General features: G+C 71.6%; 12 protein-coding genes. 8 read left to right on the forward strand and 4 right to left on the reverse strand.

Features of this window, described 5'->3' with window-relative positions; translation table 11 throughout:
* Window positions 1-40: 40 nt before the first annotated feature.
* The 4 genes from ACFYPM_RS02350 to ACFYPM_RS02365 are packed head-to-tail and all read left to right on the forward strand — an operon-like array spanning window position 41 to window position 17,266.
* The gene (locus tag ACFYPM_RS02350) at window positions 41-15,106 is read left to right on the forward strand and encodes a toxin glutamine deamidase domain-containing protein (RefSeq protein ID WP_387190369.1); all 15,066 of its coding nucleotides are present in this window, start codon (window positions 41-43) and stop codon (window positions 15,104-15,106) included.
* On the forward strand, window positions 15,103-15,987 hold the full coding sequence (locus ACFYPM_RS02355) for a DUF6406 domain-containing protein (RefSeq protein WP_387190371.1): 885 nt from the start codon (window positions 15,103-15,105) through the stop codon (window positions 15,985-15,987). Before ACFYPM_RS02350 ends, ACFYPM_RS02355 begins: the two co-directional genes overlap by 4 nt.
* Entirely contained in the window at window positions 15,984-16,616 is a 633-nt protein-coding gene (locus tag ACFYPM_RS02360) for a hypothetical protein (RefSeq protein ID WP_387190373.1), read from the forward strand. Before ACFYPM_RS02355 ends, ACFYPM_RS02360 begins: the two co-directional genes overlap by 4 nt.
* 23 nt (window positions 16,617-16,639) lie before the next feature.
* Entirely contained in the window at window positions 16,640-17,266 is a 627-nt protein-coding gene (locus ACFYPM_RS02365) for a hypothetical protein (RefSeq protein ID WP_387190375.1), read from the forward strand.
* Window positions 17,267-17,330: 64 nt separating this feature from the next.
* On the opposite strand, the gene ACFYPM_RS02370 is transcribed toward ACFYPM_RS02365, so the two are convergent.
* The gene (locus tag ACFYPM_RS02370; RefSeq protein WP_387190377.1) at window positions 17,331-17,876 is read right to left on the reverse strand and encodes a hypothetical protein; all 546 of its coding nucleotides are present in this window, start codon (window positions 17,874-17,876) and stop codon (window positions 17,331-17,333) included.
* A gap of 149 nt (window positions 17,877-18,025) precedes the next feature.
* Between ACFYPM_RS02370 and ACFYPM_RS02375 the strand changes: the two genes are divergently transcribed.
* Window positions 18,026-18,376 (forward strand): STAS domain-containing protein, encoded by a 351-nt coding sequence (locus tag ACFYPM_RS02375; RefSeq protein WP_387190380.1) that lies wholly within the window; start codon window positions 18,026-18,028, stop codon window positions 18,374-18,376.
* A gap of 9 nt (window positions 18,377-18,385) precedes the next feature.
* Here ACFYPM_RS02375 and ACFYPM_RS02380 read toward each other — a convergent pair whose 3' ends face one another.
* A complete protein-coding gene (locus ACFYPM_RS02380) occupies window positions 18,386-19,630 on the reverse strand; it encodes a PP2C family protein-serine/threonine phosphatase (protein WP_387190383.1) in 1,245 nt (414 codons plus the stop codon).
* Window positions 19,631-19,857: 227 nt separating this feature from the next.
* Window positions 19,858-21,234: a lectin gene (locus ACFYPM_RS02385; protein ID WP_387190385.1), complete on the reverse strand. Its 1,377-nt coding sequence runs from the start codon at window positions 21,232-21,234 to the stop codon at window positions 19,858-19,860.
* A gap of 494 nt (window positions 21,235-21,728) precedes the next feature.
* Here ACFYPM_RS02385 and ACFYPM_RS02390 point away from each other — a divergent pair, with 494 nt between their 5' ends.
* Both ACFYPM_RS02390 and ACFYPM_RS02395 read left to right on the forward strand, forming a co-directional pair.
* Entirely contained in the window at window positions 21,729-22,949 is a 1,221-nt protein-coding gene (locus ACFYPM_RS02390) for a DUF418 domain-containing protein (RefSeq protein ID WP_387190386.1), read from the forward strand.
* Window positions 22,950-23,046: 97 nt separating this feature from the next.
* Window positions 23,047-24,438: a glycoside hydrolase family 6 protein gene (locus ACFYPM_RS02395; RefSeq protein ID WP_387190388.1), complete on the forward strand. Its 1,392-nt coding sequence runs from the start codon at window positions 23,047-23,049 to the stop codon at window positions 24,436-24,438.
* Window positions 24,439-24,584: 146 nt separating this feature from the next.
* Here ACFYPM_RS02395 and ACFYPM_RS02400 read toward each other — a convergent pair whose 3' ends face one another.
* Window positions 24,585-25,808 carry an MFS transporter gene (locus ACFYPM_RS02400; RefSeq protein WP_387190390.1) on the reverse strand — a complete coding sequence of 408 codons (1,224 nt, stop codon included), beginning with the start codon at window positions 25,806-25,808 and terminating at the stop codon, window positions 24,585-24,587.
* 280 nt (window positions 25,809-26,088) lie between these two features.
* On the opposite strand from ACFYPM_RS02400, the gene ACFYPM_RS02405 reads away from it, so the two are divergent.
* Window positions 26,089-26,739, forward strand: coding sequence for a CGNR zinc finger domain-containing protein (locus ACFYPM_RS02405; protein ID WP_387190392.1), 651 nt, complete (start codon window positions 26,089-26,091; stop codon window positions 26,737-26,739).
* Window positions 26,740-26,776: the final 37 nt, after the last annotated feature.

Below are 26,776 nucleotides of genomic sequence, written 5' to 3' on the forward strand. Positions count from 1 at the left end.
GACCTCCGGTTGGTCTGGTCAGGACAGAGGGGCAGAGCGGGTGGCGGTACCAAATCCCAGGGGCTTGCTCGGCGACTACACGTGGGTCTGGGACGCCGTCTGCTGGGCCAGCGCCGGTGAGGCCTGGCCGACCGGCGACGAGGACCGCATGCGCGACCTCGCCGATGCGTGGGAGGGCCTCGCCAAAGCGATAGGCGATGCCCTCGGCGACGCAGACCCGGCCGCCATGAAGATCCTCCAGAACTGGGGTGGCGGCGCCGGCGGCGCATTCGGGCAGCTCTGGAACCAGATCGGCGTTGATCCGGGCTCCGGCCTGCCGCTCATGCAGGAGGCCGCGTCGGCCTTCGCCAGCGGTTGCGACAACGCGGCCATGGAGATCGAGTACGCCAAACTGACAGTCCTCATCGCCGTCATCATCACCGTGATCGCGGTCTTCGTGGCGCTGCTGATGGCCTGGTTGGGTGGGGTCTCGGCCGGAGCGATTCCGGGCATCCTCGCCGCCGGGCGGCATGCCGTGACCATCGCGTTCCGGCGGCTGATCGCGCAGATGGGCCGGCAACTCCTCACCCGCGCCGGGATGCAGGCGGCCCTGCGCACCGCAGGCACCCAGATCACCCGGCGGGTCACCAGCGAGACGCTGCGCAACGCCGGGCGACGCTTCGCCCACGAACTCGCCGAGGAGGTCGGTGAGGAACTCATCATCGACATCGGCGCTCAGGCCTACCAGATGAAGAACGGCACGCGGACGGAGTGGGACGTCCGCCGCACCGCCACCGCGGGCGTCGGCGGCGCCTTCGGCGCGGTCCTCGGCACCGGCCTGAACGCCGGGACCCGCTTCGCCCGTAACAATGTGGCACCGCGGATGCCGTTCTCGTTCAGCCCGCCCGCGATGAACTTCCGTGGCGCCGGGGTCGTCCGCTGGGGCGGCAACTCGCTCGCGGCCGGTGCGCAGAACGCCGTCATCTCACCAGCCGCCAGCGTCCTGGCCAACGGCACCATGTCCGGTCAGTGGGGCATGCCCGGGGGTGAGGCGTTCCTCGGTGGCTTCACCAGCGGTGCCGGTCGCGGCGGTGCCACCTTGGCGGGCGGCAACGCTGGTGCCAAGCTGGCGAATCTGCACAACCGGCTCGCTGGCTTCGACCCCGCTGCCGCGACGGGCAACGGGACCGGCAACGGCACCGGCACGGGCACCGGAGATCCGACCGTCGGCGAAGCGGACCTCGGCAACCTCGGCGGCACGGGCAATGGCACGGGCTCGGGCAGCGGTTCCGGGAGTGGTTCGGGTTCGGGCAGTGGTTCGGGTGCGGATGGTGGTTCGGGCTCGGGATCGAGTAGTGGTTCCGGCTCGGGTTCGGGCAGCGGTTCGAGCGACAGCAGCCAGGGCGACGGCAGCGCTGACGCCGGTCCGAGCAACGCGCCGAGCACCGGGTCCGGATCGATCTCACTCGCCCCACCGACCGCCGATGCCGGCGCTCTGCCGGTCGCGGACACGTCCGACCCGTCGGGCACGGGCACCGGTCAGGGCACCGATCCGGCCGCGACCGCCGGTTCACCGGCCACCGGGACTCCGGTCGCCGCCGAGGCGCCCGCCGCTGGTCCGGTTGCCGACCAGGCCGCCGCCGACGTCAGTTCCGGTGCGGGGACAGACTCCGACGCCAGCGCCGCCCCGGGCGCCGGACCCGACACCAAAACCACTGCTCCTCCCGCAGCGGACACGAACGCAGGCGTGGATTCCGGCAGCTCGGCTCGTGACGCCGACGGCGACACGTCCGGTGGTGGCAACGCACGGTCTGACACCTCGACCACCGGCGGCCCCCAGGTCGACTCGTCCACGACCAACCAGAGCAGTTCCGCTGGACCCTCGTCGGGTTCGACGGTGGATAGCTCGCCGTCGCGGGTCACCGACAGCTCCGTACCGGGTGACACGAGGTCGGACTCCGCGAAAGACCCGCTCTCCAGCGACCACGCACCCGCGGTCGTACCCGGCACCACGGTGGGCACCCCCGCAGCCGCCGCACCTGCGCCAGGCACCGTGCCGTCGGCACCGGTCACGGGTGGCACCGCCACGAACCCGGCGGTAGCCGGGTCGCCGGCACCGACGACCGCGCAACCGGCTGCTACCACGAATGCGCCCACCACGAATGCGCCCACCACGAACGCTCCTGCCACCGGCACGAGCAGCCAGACCACGACGGGTCCCCAGACCACCCCGGCGACCAACACGGGCACGAACACCCAGCCGACCACCGGCCGCCCGACTCCGACGGTCAACCCGACGGTGGCGAACTCGGCCGGCTCCATCTCGCTCAGCCCCGCCACCACGCCCTCGACAGGTGCCCCGACGACAAACACCGTGCCGGACGGCAGCACCACTCAGGGCACGACGAACCAGCCGGGCACCCCGGTGCAGCAAGCGGAGACCAACCAGCCCGGCACCAGCGAGGCCAGTCCGTCGGGACGGCCCGACGGGCGTACCCCTGTTGTCGGGGTTGGGCCCACGGACGTTGCCGCCGCGCCGGATGGGTCGACTCGGCCGGACGCCGCGCCGGATGGGTCGACTCGGCCGGACGCCGCTCCGGATGGGTCGACTCGGCCGGACGCCGCTCCCGATGGGTCGACTCGGCCGGACGCCGCGCCGGCCGTTCCGGCGACGAGCGGTGACGCCAACCCGTCGAACACGCCAGACCCGGCGGCCGACCCGGACGCCAACACCGACCCGGCGGCCGACCCGGTTCCCGCCCAGCGGACTCCAGGCGACGGCGTGGTGATTGTCGTCCCGGCGTCTACCAGCACCACCGGCCCGACCACCGATACTCCGACCGGGCCAACTGCCAACACCGGGACGGTGGACCCGGCGACGCTGAAGCGTTCCAGGGGCCCGACCGGAAACGGCACCCACAGCTGGCACCTCGATCCGATCACCGTCCCCGGTGACCCGAACGGCCCAGACGCTGAGCGCATGCTCATCGAGGCGTCCCGGACGTTGGCCGAGACAGTCCGGACAGCCATCAAGGCCAAGACGATCTCCAAGACCAAGATGCCCGGCATGGCGGGCGCGCTGATGATGCCGAACGGCGACATCACCACCCACACCAGCATGCAGGGCAATAAGAGCACCAAGCCGGCCACCCAGCCGGCGGTGCACCCGCTCGCTCAGGCCGCACTCGCTCGGACCAAGGTGGCCTTGGGCACCGGAAAAGGCGCTGGCCACGGCAACTGCGCCGAGGTCGCCCTGGTATCGGACCAGCTCTACCGGCTCGAACAGCAGTGGCGGGAGGCCGGTGAGCCGAGCACCTTCGAGCAGTACGCGTCAGATGGTCTCAAAGGCGCAAGAATCGTCACCCATCAGATCAAGCCTGCTCTCGAGGAAGGCATAGAGTACGACCTGGGCCACTATCGTCCGCCGTGTCGATCCTGTAGGCATTTCCTGCCGCAGTTCGACATCAAGGCGATCGAAGATCCGGAGCGGTCGCCAGCGAACTACCAGCCATCGGTCCCCGGGGTGGTGGGCACCGGGCGACCGCTGAGCGACGCTCGTCCGTACGGGGACCCCCAGGGCCTGGTCCCGCCGGACCCGGCCGACCAGCAGACGCTCGACGATGCCGTGCCCCGCGACCCGGGCACCGGCCGCCCGGAAGTGCACCCCGATCCCACCAAGGGCATATGGGCGCGCCTGCTCAACGACGGCGGCCCAACGGTTTCCGGCCGGGCCCGGAACTGCGCCGACGCGGGGCTCTCCTTCCTGTCCACCTGGTTCGGCCGGCCCGAGGTGGCAGCGGCCGTGGCGGACCCGGGGAGCGTCGAGAGCAACAGCACCGCCCGGCAGGAACAGGCGTTGCGCACCCCATTCAGCCACCGTGGCACCGGACCGGCCGGGTTGGCCGACGTCGCTGCTGCTCTGCGGGAGGCCGGTCACGGCTCGGCTGCCCTCATCATCACCGCACCCGCGGACGCCGACGGCCGGGCGCACACCTGGAACGCGGTGAACCACGAGGGCACGATCGTCTGGGTCGACGCGCAGACGGGAGAGGTCTCCGACACGGACCCGATCCACAGCGTCGATGTCGACAACGTCTGGTCGATCACGCTTGACGCCGAGGGTGACCCGATCACGCCGGCAGTCGACCGGACCGGCACCGACGCGCCGGCCGCTGACCCGGTGCCGCCGCACTCCACCGCACCGGCGGGTCCGAACTCCGAGGTCAGCGCCAACGACCCCTCGGCCGCGCCGGACCAGACGGGCACGACAGACAGCGACTACCTGAGCGGGTTGTCCGACGCCGACCAGACGACGTTGGCCCAGGCCGTCGCTGCCGCTCAGCAGGATGCCGACCAGATCCTCGCCGACATGCGGGGCGTCGCTGCCGAGGTGAACGAGCAACTCGGACTTACCGGCGAGAATGCGCTGCAGACGCTGGGCGAGGAGCACCGGGTCAAGGCTGCGGAATCGCTCGCCCGCAAGTTCCGCACCGAACTTGAGCCAATGGGTCATGACCTGGACAGCGCGCTGCAAACAGTCAACGACATCGTGCGTTTCTCGGTTCGCGGTCCGGAGTCCGAGTCTTACGGTCCTGCGGTTGACCAACTACTTAGCAGTATGGAGGCCAACGGCTATCAGGTCACCGACCTGAAGAACTTCTGGCATCCCGGTAACCGGTTCTTCGGACTGAACTGCACGCTGGTGTCCCCGAACGGCCGTACCTTCGAGCTGCAGTTCCCGACCGCGACCAGTTACGCGATCGGCAAGCAGACCCACGGACCGTACGAGGTGATGCGGGATCCCGCCTCACCTGCCGTTGCGCAGGTCCACGCGTACCTCGACATCTTGGCGATCAACAAAGCGAACGGTGCGGCAGCGTCCATGCCCGGGGGCACGGACAGTCGGCCGGAGCGATTCGGTGCGCCGAAGAACACGAGCTTCGCGGCCTGGGCTGGCAAGACGGCCCAAGCGGACCTCATGCAGGAGTACGCCGCCGAGTTGGCCGCACAGGGCCGTACATTCCAGGAAGCCCTCGCCGAGCGCGGGTTGGACGCCTCCGACCTGCCCGGCTTCGATCCCGCCTCCCTGGGGAGCACTGATGCCCGAACCGACCTTCCGGTACCACCTGTTGTTCCGCCCGGACAGTCCGGAAGTGCCAGTCAACCTGATCGCGCTGCTCCGGAGCAGCGGACCGACGAAGGCCGTGATCTGGGACCGACCACCCAGAGCGTGGACCTTCAGGCCGGACGTGGCGACGGCGATCCTGTACGCGAATCCGGAACGCCATCTGACAAGAGCGGTCGACCGGGCCACGGCCGAGAGGGAGACGGCCCACTTCACGACGGTCCCGCTGCCGACGGAAGCGGAGTTGACGGAGATCTGCCGCCAGGGGACCTGACCGTTGGCGACGCGTTGGCCGAGGAGACGGCCGGCGAGCAGACCGTCGAAGATCTGTCCGGGGACGACCAGGCCGAGGGTTACCCGGACATGCGGGGCTGGCCGATGCCGGACACCAGGCGTTTCGGGCCGGACGAGCTGACGCAGCTCGAGGATCCGCAATTCCAGGACGATGTTGCCGACAGCCTGTTGACTCCCGACGGGTACGCCGTCCTCAGCGATCCGTCCGCCCACCCGTACGGCCAGCTGATCAACGACGGTGGGCCTGGCCAGCCTGGCCGGAGCAACAACTGCATCGATTGCTCTCTGGCTGCGCTGGCTAGCTTCCTGGGCGATCCCCAGGTGGCCCTTCCGCGCTGGCCGGACCAGCTCGAAGATGGCTCCTTCGACACTGAGACCGGTGAGCTGGACGGCTTCGGCCGGGTGGAGAGTTGGATCGGCGGCGAGTGGACCGGCGACAGCGATGCGATGCCGTCGGCTCCCGCAGAACGCGCTGCAGCAGTTGCCGAGCGGTACGCAGAGCTCTACCAGCGGATCCGGGACGCCGGCCCGGGGGCAGCGGCGGTCGTGGTCGTCGAGTGGCTCGCGTTCGACGAAGACACCGGTGAACCCGCGCTCGACGAAGACGGCAACGTGCTCGGGGCCGCGCAACACGCCTTCCTGATCGTGTTTCCGGAGGGTGCGGACGGGCCGGTCTGGTGGGATCCGCAGAGCGGCGACACCACCTCGGAGGCGCTGCCCGGCGACTACGTTGATGGGACGTACGACCTATGGTCGATGGAGGTGGAGCCGAGCGATGGCTATGACCAAAGAGGAAGCCAGGCAACTGATAACCCGCCTACTGGGGACCAGCAACCCGGTGGCGGTGATTCCGTTCGAGTTCGGCTGGGCGGCACAGGAGACCCTCTCGCCACAGCAACGAGCGCAGGGCAGGCATCTGGGCCAGGGGGTCTTCATCATCGACGAGACGGGAGTGGTGACGGCCCATTCCAGCCTGCCGCCACCCCTGGTGATGAAGCGGTACGCGGCGGCACGCCGGGAGGGTCGGGTAACCGGCCGGCAGGTGTGGCCGAAACTGGCCCAGCCGGACTGACCCCAACCGACGCCGACACCGACACGAGCGCGCCGGCCGTCAACACCGACACCGACACCGACACTGACACGACCGTGCCGGCCGTCGACACCGACACCGACACCGCGCAGCCGGCGACCCCGGGCAGCACCGACGCGTCCACCGACGGAAACGTGGCGACCGACGGGCCGATCACCGCGAGCGCGTTGCCCGGCACGGCCTTCCATGGCGAGGGACGGGCGCAGGCCGATCCCGATGCCGTCCTGGACCGGGCGCGGACCGCGCTACCCGGTGTGGCCGCGCACGCCGGTGTGCAGGCCGTGACCGCCCTGGCCGACGGGACGTACCAGGTCACCCGCGCTGACGGTAGCCAGTTCAACCTCCGGGTGAACAGCGGGCCGGTGGCCGACCGCGCGGTCGCGGCCAGCGCGTTCGACACCGACGGTACGGCCGTGGTGACGGTCTCCGACCGGGCGGCCGACGCGGTGATAGATCGTGCGGTGGCCCACGAGGTGGCCGAACTGGCCGCCGTCGGTCAGCCACTGGCGGACGGCGCACCGGTCGTGACACCGCTCAGCCGCGCCGACGTGGCCGAGCTGGTGACGGCCGCGCACCAGGTCCGGACCGCCAACCCGTCGTCCCGGGCGGCGGTGCGGCGCGAGTTGTCCGCCATCGTGGACCGGTTGGGTCTGCGTGACGGGATGCTCGGTTCCGAGCAGAAGATGGCCGCCCTGCCTGCCGACGTGCGGGCCGCGTTGGCCGACGCGACCAGCCTACGTTCGACGCGGACGAGCGAGCGTTCCCGGGTGCGAGCCGACCGCCGCGCCGCCGAGGCGAACGGGCGCCCGGTCGGCCTGCCGCGGATGAGGACGTACCTGGTCACGCATCTCACCGTGAACTCGATCCTGGTCGCGCTGGCGACGAAGCTCACCCTGGATGCCGGTGGGCGGCCGGAGGTCGCCCTGATGCTGGGCGCCGGCGCGGTCGTCGGAGCCGTCGCCACCGGTCCGGCGAAGTGGCTGGCGAAGCGGTCCGGTCTGGCTGCCGAAGACCGGCGGGCGCGGTACGACACCCGCCAGGACGCGCGTACCGCCGCGGAGACGGACACCACCACCGCCGAGGCGCTCGCGGCCCAGACCGGGGACGCGAGCCCGGCGGTCCAGGAGCTGGGCGAGGCGGTGACCGGGCTCGGTGAGCAGCTCGCGGCCGTCCAGGAGCAGTTGCGGCAGGGCGAGCGCCGGCATCGGCTGATGGGCCGGCCCCGCCGGCTCCCGGCGGTCGGCGGAGACCCATCGGCGGCGACCGGCCGGGACCCCGGCAACGGTACGACGTCGACCGACGGCCAGGGCGGTCCCTCGCAGGTCGGGCTGACCCCGCACGAGCAGGGGCGGCTTGCCGAGTTGCGCGCTCTCGCGGCCCGTCACGACGGAGCGCGTCCATGGACGCGGCCCGGCACCGGCCGGGAGATCAGGGCGCTGCTGGACAGCCTCGGGCTGCGACAGGGGACGCCCGGTGTCCAGCAGCGCCGGGACCTGGTGCCGGCCGACGTACGGCCGCTCGTCGACCGGTTCGGTGGTTCGCGGACGGCGGCGGTGCGGGACCGGGCCCGGGCCGTGATCGACCGCCACCCGGCCGATGGTCAGCGGCCGGGCAAGGTCGCGCCGTGGTGGATGTCGGTGACGGAGAACGCCCCGAACCTGCTGACGGCCGCCACCATCGTGGGGGTCGGTGACATCCTCGGCCAGCTGCAACTCGGCTGGTCCGGCATCGCGGGCGCGCTCGCCGCAGCGGCGACCGGCGTGGCGGTCGACCCGGTGGTCGCCCGCAAGGAGGCCGCTGCCAAGGACGCCCGGGACACCTGGGACGTGGACCATCCGGCGCTGCCGGCGGAGGCGCTGCTGTCGCAGGCTGCCGAGGCGCTCGTCGACCCGATCAGTGCGGTGGACGCCCGCGCCGCGGACGTCGTGCAACGCACGGTCGACCTCAGGCAGCGCCTCGCCGACCTGGAACGCCGGCTCGCCGAGTCGCAGCGACGCAACGGTGTCGCCGACTCGTTCCGCAATCTGCTCTTGGGCAATCCGGCCTGGGCCGGGCTGGCCCCGCCGAACGCCAACATCCCTGCGCCGCGTCAGTCGACCGACCCGGCGACGTCGGCCGGTCCGGCTGCGGCTCCGTCGGCCGATCCACCCACGCCTTCCCTGCAACGGCTTGCCGAGCTCGCCGCACGGCACGAGGCCGCGGGTCCGATGGCCCGCGCGTCGGTGGCCCGGCAACTGCGGGTCCTGGTCGACCAGCTCGGCCTGCGCGAGGGTACGCCGGGCGTGGACCAGCGCCGTGAGCTGGTGCCGGCCGAGCTGCGGCCGGTGGTGGAGCGGCACGGGCGTCCGGGCCTGACCGACCGGGCGAAGCAGCGGCTCACCCGCACGCCGGCACAGGCGACGGACAGCGACGCACGGCCGAGCAACGTGCCGAGCATCGGGGTGTACGCGGTCGAGCAGACACCCGGGCCACTGATTCAGGCCGGTACGACGGTCGGGGTGGCCCAGGCCCTTCAGGTCGCCGCCGGAGCCGGGCCGGGCAACATGCTGGCCGGTGGGCTCCTGAGTCCGCTCCGCGACCTGCTGCTCAAGCGGGTCGAGGCTCGGATCAAGGACGCTCGGCGGACCTGGGACCTGGCCCACCCCAACCCGGCGACGGACCCGACGACACGGGTGGCCGGGCTCGCCGGCCCGTCGACGACCACCCTGACCGACGCCGCCGGTCAGCTCGACGCGGCGTCGCGGCACCTCGACGAGATGAACGAGACCCTGGAGCGGCTGGCGCAGGGGCGCACCACCGCCCCCGGCACCACACCTCCGGAGACCGGCACCGGCACCACCACGCCCGGTTCGACCGACACCACGGCGGGGGTCGACCCGGCAGCCGCCACCGGAACCCCGGATTCGGCGGCCACCACCCCGGACCAGAACCAGGAAGGGATCGGTCCGGACCCGCTGAGCAGGGCGGACGCCTGGGAGGTGCAGACGGCCGCGCACCACGTGCGGACCGCTGATCGGGTTTCTCTCAAGCCGGCGTTGCGCGAGCTGCACGCGGTGATCGACCGGCTGGGTCTGCGGGAGGGCATGCTCGGGGCGCCGGACCGGGTCGCGCAACTACCCCCCGAGGCCCAGCAGGTGGTTGCCGAGTTCGGTGGCGACCGCTCGGGCCGGGCGCGGCAGCTCCGGACGCTCCGGGGCGAGCGGCGATCCGCCGAGGACGCTCGTCCCGCGGGCATTCCCCGACTGCGGACCTACCTCGTGTCGAGCGTGCTGACCACCGCCGCGACCGCCGGAGCGGCGACCGCGATCGCGTTCGCGGTGGCCAGTCCGCTGGCACCGGTGATCCCCATCGCCGCAGTAGCCGCCGCGCCGGTGATCGGGTTGGCGAAGTGGCACGCCAAGCGGCAGGGCCTCGCCGCCGACGATGTGCGGACCCGCTTCGACGGGCGTAGCGATGCCCGGGATGCCGCGAATCGGGTCGACCAGGTCATTGATCGACTGAACGAGCCGGTCGCCGAGCTGGAACAGGCGGCCGACCGGGTCGAGGGCCGTCTGGCCGCCGCCGAGGTGGCCACCGACCGGTTGGCCGAGCGGCTGGCGGAGACCCACCGCCGCAACGGCCTGCTGTCCCGCCTCCTGGGCACCGCCGACAATGGTCGGGCCGACCCGGCCGCGACCGACCCGGCCGCGACCGACCCGGCCGCGACCGACCCGGCCGCGACCGACCCGGCCGCGACCGACCCGGCCGCGACCAACCCGGCCGCGACCGACCCGGAGAGCGGCGGCAACCCGGACAATCCCACGGACCCGGCCGGCAACGGCGACCCCGGCACCGACTCGGGGCGGATCACTGCGGCGGCCGTACCGAACTCGGACTTCCACGGTCTGGGGCGGCCGACGGCCGACCCGGCCGCGGTGCTGGACACCGCCCGCGCCGCGATGCCGCAGGTAGCCCCGTTCGCCGGGGTGAACGAGATCACCGCGGTCGGGCCGGACACCTTCGAGGTACGCGCCGCCGGCCTGAATCCGCTGCGGGTGCAACTGACCGTCGGCCCCCTGACCGACGGGGTGGTGGCCCAGTCGACGCGCAACCCGGACGGGTCGTTCACCGTGACCGTCTCGGACCGGGCCGTGGACGGAGTGGTCGCCCGGGCGCTCGCGCACGAGGTCGCGGAACTGGTGGCCCTGCACGAGGCCGGGCAGGCCCTGGTCGGGCCGCTCGACCCGGGCAACGTCGAAGGGCTGATCGACCCGGCCGGGCTCACCGCGCACGACCGGGGTCGGATGGCCGAGATCCGCCAGCTCGCCGCCGAGTACGAGACTGGCGACCAGGCCACCCGCCTCGCCGTGCGGGCCGAGATCGACGCCCTCGTCGACCATCTCGGCCTGCGCGTGGGTGATCCGGCCGCACGCGCGCGATGGGCTGCCCTACCGCCTGACGCGTTGGCGCACCTGATGCGACTGAGCGTGCCGTCGGTGACACCCGAAGCGGTCGCCGCGGTGCTCAAGGGCAGCCCGACGCTCACCGACGTCGAGCGGTTCCGGATGATCGACTACCGGGCCCGGCTTGCCCCGGACTTCCAGGTGCCGGCGACCACCGAGCTCGACGCGAGGCTGCGCGAGCTGGCGGTGCAGGGTGAGCAGGCCCAGACCAGCCTGCCGCGGATGCCTGCGTACGCAGGGCAGATCATCGCCATGCTCCCAGCGCAGCTGGACCTGATCCGACAGGTGGATCCGCAACTCGCCGACCAGGTCGCCGCCCAGGGCGTGTACGTCGACCTGACCGGTCAGTTCGACCTGCGACCCTACGCGGTGGACAGCCAGCCCGAGATCAGCCTGGGTGACGCCCGGCCGGCGTTCGACCTGGGGACGCCGGATGGCCGGCAGTCGCTGCTGGTCGAGGACCGGGTCCGGGCACGCGCCACGTTGCGCGGCCTCACCAGCGGCCAGCCAGTCTCGCTGCTCACCACCCACGACTTCCACTACCTGGGCGCGGGTCGGGTGATGGGTCTGGTGCCGGACGCGCTGACCCAGGTGCTGCGCGGGTTCAGCCCGATCGCCGGGGCGACGGCCGCGGAGACCACAGTCGCCGTAGGCCCGGCCGAGACCGCCGTGGTCGCCGACCGGGTCACCCTGCCGGCCGCGGAGGCGGGCAAACAGGGCGTGGTGTACGGGCCGGCGCTCGACGGCCGGACCGGCCAGCCGCCGCCGCTGTTCGACGGGCCGCCCAAGCGCGAGGACGTGCAGCAGGGCATGCTCGGCGACTGCGGCATGATCGCGGTGATCGGCGCGGTGGCCGGCCAGGTGCCCGCCGCGCTCGCCGACGTGTTCCACGTCAACTCGGACGGCACGGTGGACGTGCTGCTGCACGAGACCAGCCTGCCCGGCTCGTCGGTGACGCCGACCGGGCGGCGGCTGCGAATCACCGTCCAACCGGACGTGCCGCTGCAACCCGGCCCGGACGGGCCGACGCGACCTGGCCCGAACGGCCGGACGGCGTACGCGGACCAGTCGACGGTGGGCGTGGCCTGGGCGTCGCTGCTGGAGAAGGCAATCGCCGCGGTCGACCGGACGTGGACGCAGGACCGCCACGACCAGTGGCAGCGGCAGTGGACCAACCAACCCGGCGTGAACGACACCCAGGCTGCCCCGCTCGGCTACGCGCGACTCGACAACGGCAGCTCGCGGTTGGCGCAGGCGGAGCTGCTCAGCCAACTGACCGGCCTGCCGACGTCGGTCAACCAGCTGGACACCACGCCCGGTCAGGAGGCCGTCGCCGAGGCGCGGCTGGCGGAGCTGTTGGCAGCCGGCAGTCCGGTGATCACCGGCACGCGATCGGCGTCGACGTACCCGACCGGGAAGCTTCCACACGGCCTGTACGCCGGACACGCCTACGAGGTGGTTGGTGTCGCCAACGGTGAGGTGCAGCTGCGTAACCCCTGGAACAGCAGCCACCCCACACCGATGCCGGTGCGCGCCTTCCTCGACCTGATGAGCCCCTGGTTCGCGCACGTCGAGCTGGCCCGTACCGCGACCCCGGCGGTGCCGGGCTCGTCGTTCAACGGGTTGGGTCGGCCGGCGGCCGACGCCGTGGCGGTGGTGGATGCGGCCCGGGCCGCGCTGCCCACGGTGACGGCGGCCGTACGGGCCCACCAGATCGTCGCGGTCACCGCGGATCGTTTCGAGGTGCGGGTGAGCGGCCTGGACCCGCTGTCGGTGCGGGTGGCGGCCGGCCCGCTCGCCGACGGGGCGGTGGCCCAGACGGTGCGGCACCTCGACGGCTCGTTCACACTCACCGTGTCGGACCGGGCGACTGACGCCGCGGTCACCCGCGCGCTGGCGCACGAGGTGGCGGAGTTGGTGGCGCTGCACGACGCCGGCCAGGCGCTGGTCGGTCAGCTGGACGTGGACCACCGCGACGGGCCGATCGACCCCGCCGGCCTGACCGCCCAGGACCAGGGCCGGCTGGCCGAGCTGCGGGTCCTCGCCGCGTCGTACGCCGGCGCGGATCCGGCGGCCCGGCTCACCCTCCGGGCCGAGATCGACGCCCTGGCCGAGCACCTCGGGCTGCGCCTGGGCACCCCGGACTCGCATGCCCGCTGGGGCGTCCTCCCCGGCGACGTGGCCATTCAACTGATGCAGTTGAGCGTGCCGCTGGTGAGCCCGGACTCGATCGCCGGAGTGCTCCGCGGTGCTCCGTCGAGCCTCGTCGAGCGCTTCCGCGCGATCGACTACCGGTCCCGGCTGGCGCCGGACTTCACGGTGCCTGCGGCCGACGTGGTGGATGCCCGGCTGCGAGAGCTGGCCATTCAGGGCGAGCAGGCACAGTCGAGCCTGCCGCGGATGCCGGCCTGCGCCGGGCAGATCATCGGCCTGCCGCCGGCTCAGCTGAACCAGATCCGGCAGGCGGCTCCGCAGCTCGCCGACAGGATCGCCGCCGAGGGCGTGTACGTCGACCTGACCGGCCGGTTCGACCTGCGCCCGTACGTGCTCGACGGCGTACCGGAGATGAAACTGGCGGAGTCGACGGCCGCCTTCGACCTGGGTACGGAGGTGGGGCGGCAGTCGCTGCTGGCCGAGGATCGGGTTCGCACCCGGGTCGCGTACCGAGCCGAGCACGGCACGAACCCTGCCGCCGTGGCGGTGCTGAGCACGCACGACTTCCACTACCTGACGACTGCCCGGGTGCTGGCCCTGGTGCCGGACGTACTTGCCCGGGCGTTGCACTCGTTGGTGCCCGGCGCGCCGCCGCTGGACGTGGAGGTCGAAGCGACGGTCACGGCCCACGAGACCGCGGTGGTCGCCGACCGCGTCACGCTGCCGACCCCGGAAGAGGACCAGGTCCTCCCCGAGTACGGCCAGGCGCGCGACGCGCGGACCGGGCAACCGGCGCCGCTCTTCGACGGACCGCCTCGCCGCGAGCAGGTGCGGCAGGGCTTGCTCGGGGACTGCGGGATGCTGGCCAGCGCGGCCGCCGTCGCCGCGTACCGGCCCGACGCGATCGCCCAGCTCTTCCAGCCCAACCCCGACGGCACCGTCGACGTGCTGCTGCACGAGAGCACCCTGCTCGGTAACGCGATCAACCCGACGGGCCGGCGACTGCGGATCACCGTGCACCCGGACGTGCCGCTTCGGTCCGGCTACGACGGCGTGAGCGCCTACGCCGATCAGTACGCGAACGGCAGCTCCTGGGCGTCGGTGCTGGAGAAGGCGCTCGCCGCGGTGGACCGGACGTGGAGCGCCGAGCGGCACGTGCAGTGGCAGCGCGACTGGCGTTCGTGGCACAGCCGAGAGGATCCGCACGTGGCGGCGCCGACCGGCTACGCCCGGCTGAACGTCGGCAGTCGCCCGCGGATGCAGGCCGAGCTTCTCACCCAGCTCACCGGAGTGCCGAGCCGTGCCGCGATGTTCGACAGAACACCCGGGCGGGAGGCCGCCGTCGAGGCCCGGCTGGCCGCACTACTGGCCGCCGGTAGTCCGGTGATCACCGGCACCAAGCCGGAGGATCGCTACCCGCTGGCGATCCGCAAGAGACTTCCACACGGGCTCATTGCCGGACATGCCTACGAGATGGTGGCGGTCAGCAACGGTCAGGTGCAGCTGCGCAACCCATGGAACGTGGACCACCCGACGCCGATGACGGTGCGGGAGTTCCTCGATCTGATGGACCCGGAATTCGCCTACCTGGAGCCGCAGCAGGCCCCGCCAGTTGCGACTTCCGGAGCTGGCGGGGCACCTCCACTCCCACCTCCACCGCCGCTTCCGCTGCCACCTCCGCCGAAGCTTCCGTCGCACCTTCCACCGGTGCCGCCGTACTCGCCGACGTCGCCGGAGCACGTCCCCCGCCGACACAGCCTCGGACGGACCCATCTCGAGGAGTCGAGGTACGTCATCGTGTACTACGCCCTGCTCGCGGTCGACGGTACGGTGGGTGGCCTGGGGGTCGTCGAGCCGTCCGAGCAGGGGCAGCGCTCAGCCCACTGGACGGTGGGCGGGGCACCGCCCGGCCAGGGTGGCTCGCTGCCGGTCGGCCGGGCCGAGGCCGAGCGGATCGCGCGTGAGGTGCTCGGCTTCGCGCTGCCCGACGAGGCGACGTTGCACGACATGCTGGACGGGTGACCGTGCCGAAGAGAGAGCTGGGAGGAGAGCCGTTGCGCTCCTACACGGACGTGATGTCCATCCGCAGAAACGTGCCGTCGGACATCGGGCCGGCCCGGCTCGGCGTTCGGTGGATCGACGAGGGCCCCCCGGTCCGGGCGGAGATCATCGTGATGCCCCTCTGGGACGAGGAGTCCCCCCACTACGAGGTCGCCCTGGGCGAGACCTTCCCGGTGGGCGACGAGACCTGGCGCTTCGCGGACGTCGACATGAAAAACGCGGACGAGTGGCGGGTGACCGTCCGACGGGTCGACGAGAACGAGGTGATGACGCCACCAACCGGCCACGTCTGGAAGGGGATGCAGCTGCGGCCGTACGGTCAGCTCGACGAGGCGCAGCTCCGCGCGGTGGAAGCCGAACTCGGCACCTCGTTGCCTGCCGACTATCGCGACTGGCTGCGGGAGAACAACGGGGCGCAGTCCGAGGTCGAGCATCACGTCCCCGGCCTGCCGTTCGCGCTCATCCCGGAACGCCCCCTGCTCGGCGTCCACCCGCAGTACCCCCCGTTCGACCTGGTGCACGCGCAGCGCGTACACCGGGATCCCTGGCTGTCGCCGGACCTGCTGGTCATCGCGAACCTCTCCGGCGGTCTCCTGGTGCTCACGCTGCGCGAGCGCGACGAGGAACGGGAGGGTGTCTACTTCCTGCCGGACACCGCCCTGGGCGGGCCGACAGGTCCCGCGGGTGCTGCCGCGCGTGAACGGCATCTCATCCCGATCGCCCGCTCGATCGGCCGTTTCCTGGGCAAGCTGACCCCGATCGAGCTGCCCGACCTGCCTCCGCCGCAACTGATCTGGCCCGGTGAGGCCGGCCACTCCCAGCACGAGGACCAGCCGCGATGACCACGACGCAGCCCGCGCAGGCCGTGCTGCTGCCGGTCGGGCAGTTCTTCGGCACCTTCCACCCGGTGGCCGGTTCGGCCGAGCGTTATCACCGGGTCCGCCTCGGCGACGAGGTGTGGGAGCTGGACGACAAGCGTTTCACCCTGTGGGCGCTGGCGCACGGCACCGGCGACCGACCGGCCGAGCAGCCCTGGACGGTGCCGGCGGCGTCCGAAGCGGCGGCGAGCCAACTGCCCGGCGTCGACAGTGCGTCGCTGCTGCACGGGCTGCTGGCCGAAGGGCTGGCCGTCGAGGTCGCCCCCGGCGAGGCGGTGGAGTTCGCTCGCCGGCACCGGGTCGGCGCCCGCATGCTCGGGTTGGGCAACAGCGCCGAGCAACCCTGGCTCTGGTCGATCGGCTTCTTCGAGCACCCGGTGGTGAGCGTCACCCGCACGGTCTACGACCTGTGGGAGCGGTGCCCGTCCGGGGAGAGCCTGTGGACGATGTGCCAGGCGCTCGCCGACGAGGAGCGGGAGGCCGGCGGCACCGAACCGGACCTGGTCGACCCGGAACGTCTGCTCACCTCGTTCCTCCGCACCGCCCACCTCCTGCTCACGGCCAGCGTCGTCTACCTGGAGCCGCTGCCGTGACCGACACGACGAGGAACCCCGCGATGGCCGCTCCGCTGATCCTGCCGGTAGGGCGATACACCGGGGAGTTCCACCCGGCCGTCGGCGCGCCGACGAAGTACCACTCGCTGAGCGTCGGCCGCCTCTCGGTGACCATCGAGGACCCACAGGCCTTCGCGGTCTGGGCCGCGGCGCACCGCCCCATCGACCGGCCCGAGGCGACCTGGGACCGGGCCGCGGTCGTCGAAGCGGCCAGGCAGCTCGGCGTGGCCGACCCGGACCGGATCGTCGCGGAGTTCCTGGAGGACGGCCTGCTGGTGGAGACCGCGCCGGACGCGCCGGACGTGGAGGACTTCGCCCGTGCACATCGGGTGCATCCGCTGATGGTGTCGCTGGGCAACACTCCGGACGATCCGCTGCGCTACGGCATCGGTCTCTTCGGCACCGCCCCGGTGCTGCGGGTGCCGGCGCTAACGCACGACCTGTGGCAGTGGAGCAGCGTGGGCGCCAGCCTGTGGGACGTCTCTCAGGTCTTCGCCGACGCCGGCGCGCAGGCCGAGGTGACGGACACCCGCGAGCACGACCCTCGGCACGTGCTGCGTGAGTTCCTGGCCGCGCTGCCCCTGCTGGTCGGCGCGAACGCCGCCTGCCTGGACGAGGCCCGCCGGTGAGGACAGCCGCATCCAGGACCTGGCGGGCCTGAGGGGCTGCTGTCCCGGTCGTGCGTCGCCCGACTCAGACCGCCTGCGGCAGCATCCCGGCGTACGCGGCGCGGACCGCGGCGAGCCGGTCGCGCCGGAAGCGGCCCGGCTCCCGGCGGTGCAGATCGCGTCCCTGCTCGCTGGTGAAGGCGGCGGCGGGCACCACGTCCTCGCCGGGCGGGACGAACTTGAGCACCTCGTCCAGGGCCGCGACGGCCCGGATCAGCGTGGCGCGGGCACCCTGCCCCGCGTCCCCGTTCGCCACCTCTGCCGGCACCGACCTGGCGTACCCGTCGGCGACCCGAAGCCACTCGCCGGGATCGAGTAGTTGCGACGGCTCGTCCCCGCCGTAGCGGAAACCACCCGCGGGAGCCACGGCGGGCTCGGCCGGCAGCCGGAAGATGAATTCGCGTGGCTGGCCGCAGGTGGGACAGGCGCCGGTGTAGCGGGCGGCCAGGTCGCCGTCCTCGAGCGCCACGACCGCGCTCTGCCGGGGAAACCGCGTCTCCCCGCAGGAGCAGGGCCGCAGGTCCATGTAGAGGTGCGCCTCAGCGTTCGTGCGACTGGGGGGCAGGATCATGCGCTCCACCGTACCGATCCTTCGCCCTCCCCGGCCGCCCCGCGCGGTAGCGCCCCGGCGTCGACGAGCGATCGTGGCCAGTTTCTGGCACCGTGAGTACGGCGCGACGTGTTGCCGGGTGCCGGTGACGGCGGTATCGAGGGGGTTACGTGGACTTTACGCTGTCGACGCGGCAGGGGCGGATCGGCACCGTGGTGGAGGTCGCCGGCGACCTGGACATGAGCACCACGCCCGAGCTGAGGGATCAGTTGCGCCTGCTGGCGGAGAGCGGGGTCCAGGTGGTGGTGGTCGACCTGACCGGCGTCGGTTTCATGGACTCCAGTGGCCTGGGCGCACTCGTGGTCGCCTACAAGGACCTGCGGGAGCGGGGCGGTTCGATCGCCCTGGCCGGGGTCGGTCGCTCGGTGCGCACAGTGTTGTCGATCACCTCGGTCGACCGGGTCATCGACGTCTTCGACACGGTGGACGAAGCCGAGGAAGCGGGACGGGTGGTGTCGTGACCGCCCTCGCTAGGGGAGGGTGCTGGCGCGGGAGGTGTCCGCGCCGGCGGTGCTCGACCGCGATCCCGCGCCCCCGTACCAGTCGATGATGAGCAGGGTCGCGTCGTCGGCCAGGACCGGCCCGGCGACTGCCAGCACCGCGTCGGACAGCGCCCGGACCGCCTCGCGTGGATGCAGGTGGGAGATGCCGAGCAGGGCGGCGGGCAGGTCCAGGTCGGCGGCGTTGCGTTCACGCACCCCGTCGGTGACGATGACCAGCCGGTCACCGGGCAGCAGGGAAATCGCACCGCTGCGGTAGCCCTCCTCGGGAAACATGCCCAGCGGGAAGTTGGCGGGCAGGTCCAGCGGCGCGGCCCGGCCGTCCTGGACCAGCATCGGCGGAACGTGCCCGGCGTTGAGCAACTCGCAGCGCCCGGTCGTCAGGTCGATGCGGCCCAGCACGGCGGTCAGGTAGGCGCCGCGTACGTTGGCGTGCTCGGCGACGGCCCGGTTGGCCTCCTCGGCCTGTTGGACCAGGCTGTCGCCGCGGCGGCGGGTGTTACGCAGGCTACCCACGCCGAGGGTGGCGGTCAGCGCGCTGGCCACGCCGTGGCCCATCGCGTCGGTGACGCTGACGTGCAGCACGTGGCGGGCAACGCTGTAGTCGAAGGTGTCCCCGCCGATGCTGGCGGCAGGCTCCAGCCAGCCGGAGAGCGCGAATGAGCCGGCCTCGCAGGTGAACGAGGCAGGCAGCAGGCGGCGTTGGATCTCGGCGGAGAGCGTGAACGGGGTGCTGCGTTGCCCCCATTCGAACAGGTCGGTGTGCCGGCGGTTGGCGATGACCACGAACGCCAGCGCGTGCGCGGTGCGGGCGATCTCCGCGACCGTGTCGGTGGCCGGCTCGTCGGGCAGGTCGATCTCCAGCAGGCCGATGGCCTCGCCGCGCTCGGTGACGGGTGCGAGCACCGTCCAGTGGCCGTCTCCCGGAAGCACCAGGGTGGTCTGCTGGCGCAGTGCCCGCTCGTAGGGCCCGCCGTCGAAGGGGAAGACCTCGGCGGTCTCCGTGCCCTCACGCCGATCGGGGCGGCCGATGGTCGTCCGTTGGGCCAGCCGGACCAGTGCCCGGCCGCTGAGGTCGGCGATGAGCAGCGAGACGCCGAGCGCGCCCAAGGCCCTGGCGACGGTGCCGGTGACCGCCTCGACCGCCTCGACCGGAGCGGCCTCCTCGGCCGACTCGAGCATCCCGGCCAGCACAGCCTGATCGTTGTCCGTCACCCGTCGAGCATAGGCAACCAGCGGATGCGCCGACATGGTCTGCCGGCGGCGCGGCCAGTCGACCCCCACCGTCGCGGCCACCGATGACTGCCGGCCGCTCAGGTGAGCGGCCGGCAGCCATGATGAACGGGTACGAGTGCGGACGCCGATCGGTCGGCCGCGGATCCCCTGTGACGAAGGTCGGCGGCCCGGGGACTACCGTTGCCCTCCCGCGACGGTCGCCGGGTTCAGCTGCGGCTCCATCGTTGGTTGGCCCCGCCGTTGCAGTCCCAGATCTGGATGCGCGTGCCGTTGGCCGTACCGTTGCTGACCACGTCCAGGCAGCGGCCCGAACCAACGCCGGTGATCGAGCCGTTGGCGTTGACCGACCACCGCTGGTTGGACTGGCCGTTGCAGTCCCAAATGATCACCGAGCTGCCGTTCGCGGTGCCGGCGCCGTTGACGTCGAGACACTTGCCGCCGAAGACGCGCAGCTCCCCGGCGGCGGTCGCGGTCCAGCTCTGGTTGCTCTGACCGTGGCAGTCCCAGATGATCGCCGCCGCGCCGTTGGCCTGCGCGGCGCCGTTGACGTCCAGGCACCGTCCGGAGGCCACGTTGCGCAGGGCCGACGTGCCGCCCGGTGGCGGGGTGGTCGGGCTGGAGGTGGGCGACGTGGTCGGGGTCGGGGTCGGTGTCGGGTCGGTGCTACCGAACTGGGTGAAGAACCTCCACACTTCGCCCTTGGTCCAGGTCCTGGCTCCACTGTCGCCGCCGCCGTCCACCGGACCGGGGGTGTGCCCGCCGTCGAAGGCCGCCCACACCACCGGATAGCCGGATCGGCAGCCGGAGTAGGTGGTCGTGGTGTGGGTCAGGCTGCCCGCCCTCGGCTCTGGTGGGTTCTGTGCGGTGCACCCATTGTTCCGGACGAACCTGTCCCGCAGGGACCGTCCGGCGGAGATGTTGAGCACCGAGTCCCCGAGGCCGTGGATTCCCATGTACGCGATCGGCTGGGTACCGCCGCTGCACCCGCTGAGCTGTCCGCCGGAGTAGACCGCGACGGCGCGGAAGACGGTCGCCCGGGAGCAGGCAAGCGAGTAGCTCATGCCTCCGCCGTAACTGAAGCCGAGCGCGAAGAGTTGCGTCGTGTCGACGCACAGGTCCGCCTCGATCAGGCTGATCATGTTGTCGACGAAGGTGACGTCCTGGCCGTTCGGGTTGGCCCAGCCGTTGCCGTTGCCCTGGGGGGCGACGAAAATGGTGCTGTTGTTCGCCTGCTGCCGCAGCCCGTAGTAGGACCAGGCCGCCCCGTCGGACCCGCCACCGTCGACGTCGTTCGCGGTGCCGCCGTTCCAGTGGAATCCGAAGATCAACCGGTACGGGTGGTTCCGGTCGTAGTTGTCCGGGATCCGCAGGATGAAACTACGGTTCTGGCCGCTGCTCTGGATGGACCGCTGACCGCTCGTCAACGTGGGTGCCTTGCCGCACCCGGCGGTCGCCGCGGCCGGGGCGATGTCCGCGGCCGACGCGGTGGTGCCCAGGCCGCCGGCCAGTGCCCCCGCGCTCACGGTCACGACGACAGCCGCGGCCGTTGCCAGAAGACCAAGGATGGGTCTACGTCTTGTCATGATGGGGCTCCTGCCACTCGACACGAACTGACTCAGGCGCAGGGGTCCACAGCGACACCCGCACCGCTACCACGCGTCACTCCCGATCGCCCCCGCCGACCACTGCCGTGACGAACGGAAGCCAGAGGACTCGCTGTGCCCACGGCGCCCTGCCGGCTCATCGCCACAGGCTCCCGCGGTTGGCCTCCCGCCCACGCGGGACCAGTTGGTCGATGAATCGTCGGCGACGGAGATCGTGGGTGCCCGAACACCAGCGGTCTACCGCTCGGCGGTGCCAGAGCACCCGGCTAAACGTCGAACCAATTCGCCCTGACGCTAGATCGCACAGTGAAAGATGTCAATGCCGTGTCCGGCAGGTTGCGGCCGGAGAGAGGGCCTGGGTAGGGCCTGCCCCACCGGCAGCCCTGCCGCTCACCGGCTGTCAACTGGACAGTCCATTTCCTAGCGTTGCAGGAGAGTCCTCCACCACAACTCCTGTCGCTCGGAGGCGGCCAATGAATCCTTCCATCGAAGACCCGCTCGCCGGGAATCGAGCCTCGTCCGGTAGACCGTCCCGGATCGTCGACGTCGACGCTTTGCGCGCCGTGGCGCTGCTCCTCATCCTGATCGTCAACATCGCCTACTTCGCCGACGGCTATTCCTTCCAGCTGATTCCCGATCCCGCCCACGACTCGTGGGGCGACCAGGCGGTTCGGTGGCTGGTCGAAATGCTCTTCGCGATGAAGGCGTACCTGCTCTTCTCCTTTTTGTTCGGCTACAGCTTCACACTCCAGCTCGACTCCGCCGCACGGCGCAACGTCGATTTCGCCCCACGATTCCGGCGACGGCTGGCCGGGCTCTTCGTGCTCGGAATCCTGCACGCGGTGCTCCTGTTCCACGGCGACATCCTGACCACGTACGCATTGCTCGGGCTGATCCTGCTCGCCATGCGGCGAGTCGCCGTCGGGACCGCGCTGCGCACCGCCGTACTGGTGACCGGCGGGATCGGCTTCGTCCTCGCGCTCGCCGCCACGGGCGGGGTGCAGCTGGTCACCGATCCGGCGACGGCACTCGTCGCTGGGCAGCGGTCGACCGAGGCGCTGCAGGGCGGATTCGGCTCGGTGATCGCCGAGCACGTACGCCAACTGCCGGCGATGTTCGGTGCGCTCCTCGTGCAGGGGCCGCTCGCCTTCTCGGCCTTCCTCTTCGGTTACCTGGCCGGGCGGCGCAAGCTACTCGCCACCATCGGCGAGAACCGGCAGCTCCTGCGCCGGGTGCAGCAGGTGGGCTATCCGATCGGCCTGGCCGGTGGCGTGATCTTCGCCTCGGGCGGGGGCACCGCCAACCTGACCGGTCTGACGGCGAGCGTGCTCACCGCGCCTCTGCTCGCGGCGGCGTACGCGGCCAGCCTGCTCCAGTTCTTCAACAGTGACCGGGGGCGGCGGGTCGTCGCCGTGCTCGCGCCGGCCGGCCGGATGTCCCTGTCGAACTACCTGGGTCAGTCGCTGCTCTGCGTGCTGGTGTTCACCGGCGTTGGTCTGGGCCTCGCCGGCAGCGTCGCACCCGCTGTCGTCGTCCTCATCGCGGTCGCGATCTACGGTGTGCAGCTTGCCGTCAGCGCGGCGTGGATGGCGCGGTTCCGGTACGGGCCGATGGAGTGGGTGTTGCGGGCCTGGACCGAGCGGCAGTGGCCGCCGCTGCGGGCGGCCGAGAGTAGCCCGGTACTGCATCGATAGGTCTCCACGTCTTGGCAGCGACGCGTGCCTCCGCTACCGTCCATGGGAACGCTCCCACATAATTGGAAACGTCTATGTGACCAGGAGGCAACACGTCGTGGCTATCCTCTCCTCGCTCCGCCGCAGATCGGTGGCCACCAGCCTGGCGGCCGTCGCGGGCGCCACCGCTGTCGGCGTCTGCCTCACCGTCGGCAGTGCCTCCGCGGGCACGCTGTCCGGATCGCTCTACCGCGACCCGAGTTCGGCAGTCGTACGCTGGGTCGCCGCCAACCCCGGCGACTCACGTACCGCCGTCATCCGCGACAAGATCGCGAGTCAGCCGCAGGCCCGCTGGTTCGCCAACTTCAACCCCTCGACCGTGCAGTCCGAGGTCTCCGGGTTCATCGGCGCCGCCAACGCGGCGCAGCAGATCCCGGTGCTGGCGGTGTACGAGATCACCAACCGGGACTGCGGCGGGGCCAGCGCGGGTGGGGCGCCGGACCTCAACCAGTACCAGACGTGGGTGTCCAACTTCGCCAGGGGACTGGGCAACCAAACGGTCATCATCATCCTGGAAACCGACTCGCTCGCCCTGCTGACGTGCCTGAGCAGCGCCGAGATCAACGCGCGTAACCAGGCGATCTCGACGGCCACCCGGACCATCAAGTCGGGCAACCCCAACGCCAAGGTGTACCTCGACGCCGGACACTCCACCTGGAACAGCGCAGGTGAGACGGCCAACCGGCTCCGGGCGGCCGGCGTGCAGTACGCCGACGGCTTCTTCAGCAACGTGTCGAACTACAACTCCACCTCCAACGAGGCGAACTTCGGCCGGGCGGTCATCTCCGCCCTCAACGGCATGGGCATCTCGGGCAAGCGCCAGGTCATCGACACCAGCCGCAACGGCGGTGCCAGCGGCGACTGGTGCGGTGACGACAACAGCGACCGGCGCATCGGGCAGTACCCGACGACAAACACCGGGGACAGCAACATCGACGCGTACCTCTGGGTGAAGCCGCCGGGGGAGGCCGACGGCTGCCGCTACACGGCCGGATCGTTCCAGCCCGACCTGGCCTACAGTCTGGCCAACGGTGTGCCCAACCCGCCCACCACCGCGCCGCCGACCACGGCCCCGCCGACCACGGCCCCGCCCACCACGGCCCCGCCGACGACCGCGCCTCCGACCACGGCTCCCCCCACCACCCCGCCGCCGACCGGTAACGGCTGCTCGGCGTCGGTGGCGGTCAACCAGTGGTCCGGCGGCTTCACCGCGAGCGTGACGGTCACCGCCGGCTCCGCGGACATCAACGGCTGGACCACGACCATCACGCTGCCCAGTGGCGCCGCGGTCACCGGCGTCTGGAGCGCCCAGGCCAGCGGCACCAGCGGCACCATCAGGTACACGAACGTGAGCTACAACGGACGCGTCGGCGCCGGACAGTCGACCTCCTTCGGCTTCCAGGGCACCGGCACCGGTCCGGGCGCGTCGGCCATCTGTGCGGCCAGTTGACCCCAGCCGATATCACGAGCCCGGCGCGGAGGACTTCCGCGCCGGGCTCGTGCGCGCCCTGCGGTACGGGCCGGCCGGCGCCGGAATGACGGACGGGCCCAGTGGGCGTGCAGGATTCGTCGACTCAGTTGCTCCGGTGCACGGACTCAAGCAGCAACTACGGATTGTCCGACCGGTGGTAGGTCGGGATGGCGACTGCCGGTTTCCCGGTGTCGGCTTCTCCCTCTCCGGGACGTCTCGTGGCAGGCGAGCAGCGCGAACGCCGCGGCCGTCAGCAGGCCACCGAACAACGGGATGACGCGTACCCCGGACGTCGCCAGCAGGCCCGCACCGATGAGCGAGCCGGCGGCGAGGCCGATGTTGAACGCGACACTGAGGCTGGCCGATGCCATGTCGGTGGTCGACGGGGCCACCTGCATGATGCGGTGCTGGATGCCCGCGATCAGCGAGCTGAAGGACATCCCCGCCACGGCGAGCAACGGGATCGTCAGTGCCTTGCTCGCTCCCACCCCGTAGAGGCCGAGCATCGCGGCGGTGATGAGCCCGAGCAGCCCCAGTACGACACCGACCGGAAACCGGTCCAGGACCCGGCCGACCGCCCAGGTGCCGGCGACGCCGAACGAGCCCTGGACGAAGAGCAGCAGGCCGAGGGATGCGGCGGCGAACCCGCTGACGTCGAGGAGGAAGACGGTCATGTAGGTGAACGCGCCCATGGCGCCGGTGACCGCGAGGATGGTGGCGACGAGGAGCACGACGAAGCGGGGTCGATCCGCCAGGGGTCCGAGACCGCCCGCACCCTCTTGCGGTGTGCCGCTCGGCAGGAGCAGGACGACCGCGATGCAGGTGACGAAGCCGAGGATGGCCATCGCGAGGAAGGCGGCCCGCCACCCGGCCTGCCCGCCCAACCAGGTGCTCAGCGGTACGCCGAGGACCGGGCCGAGAGCGTTGCCGATCGACAGTCGAGCCACGATGCGGCCGCGGATATTCGCGGGGAACATCGAGATCGCTACGGGAAACACCACCGCCCAGAAGACCCCGTTGGTGGTGGCGGACACCAGCCGCGCGGCGAGCAGCACCTCGTAGGAGGTCGCGAAGGCCGACACCGTCGTCGCCGCGGCGAACACACCGAGCGAGCCGGCGAGCAGTGGGCGCCGGGGCAGTCGCCGGGTGACCCGGGTCAGTGGGAGCGCCACAATCATGACCACCACGGCGTACCCGGTCACCAGCAGACCGGCCTCGGACCTGGAGCGGCCCAGGTCCGGGGCGATCAGCGTGAGCAACCCGATCGGCAGCACCTCGGTGGTGACGTAACAGAAAGTGGCGGCGGACAACGCGGCGAGGGCATAGGCCGCGCGTCGTTGGTGCGCCATTGGCTACCTCCCAGATCCAGGACAAGGCGGAGCAGGAAACAGCCAGGCAGGCGGTACGCGGAAGCCCTCGATCACTCGATGGCGTCACTCATCGCCGATGCGCTGGCATGATTCCAGCAAAACGGGTTTTGACGGTAGCATAGACAGTCGGGAATTCCTTGCCGTGGCATGCGCCGACGCCGTCCTCCAGAGTCGTGGTGCACGGAGGCGCACCGCGCTCACCGGTTGTGCGCCAACGGACGGCAACCGCCTTCGATGGCTTAGGTGGTAGCCTCTCGGTATGCCCCTTGACGTGTGCCAGCTACCGTTGGTTGGTGGGCACCCTGTGCTCGACCTGGTCAACACGCGTGAGCGCGGGGGCGGGTCGCCGCACGACTTCCTGGCCGACAGCGCCGCTCTGCTGCGCTGGTCGGTCCGGGTGGGCGTGATCAGCGACGCGGAGGTCGACGAGATTGGCCGGGCGTGGCGCGACGAGCCCGCGGCGGCGCACGCGGCAGTGGCCGCCGTCCGGGACATTCGTGAGGCGCTGCATCTCGTGCTGCTCGCGACGATCAGCGACCCAGACGGCGGCACGGCAGGTGACCCGGTCGCGGCTGGCGCCGCGCTGGTCGACCTACATCAGCGCTGGTCCGGCGCTGCCGCCCGAGCGAGACTCGTGCTCGACCAGTCGCGGGTGCGGCTGACCTACGGCACGGCGCCGGCCATGGTGGTGCCCGACCGGATCGCCGCGGCCGCCCTCGACGTCATGCTGACGGCTGACCTGACCCGGGTACGCCGCTGCCCGGCGCTCGAGGGCGGTTGTGGCTGGCTGTTTCTCGACCAGAGCCGCAGCGGTTCCCGCCGTTGGTGCCGCATGGCCGACTGCGGCAACGCGGTGAAGGCGCGACGGCTCACCGAACGTCGCCGTGCCGCCCGGACAGCCGGCCCGTAGGTAGTGACGAAGGTTGGCGGGTCAGCGGCCTGTCGTG

Origin of the sequence: Micromonospora sp. NPDC005203 (genome assembly GCF_042872705.1) — a bacterium.
Classification (GTDB): domain Bacteria; phylum Actinomycetota; class Actinomycetes; order Mycobacteriales; family Micromonosporaceae; genus Micromonospora.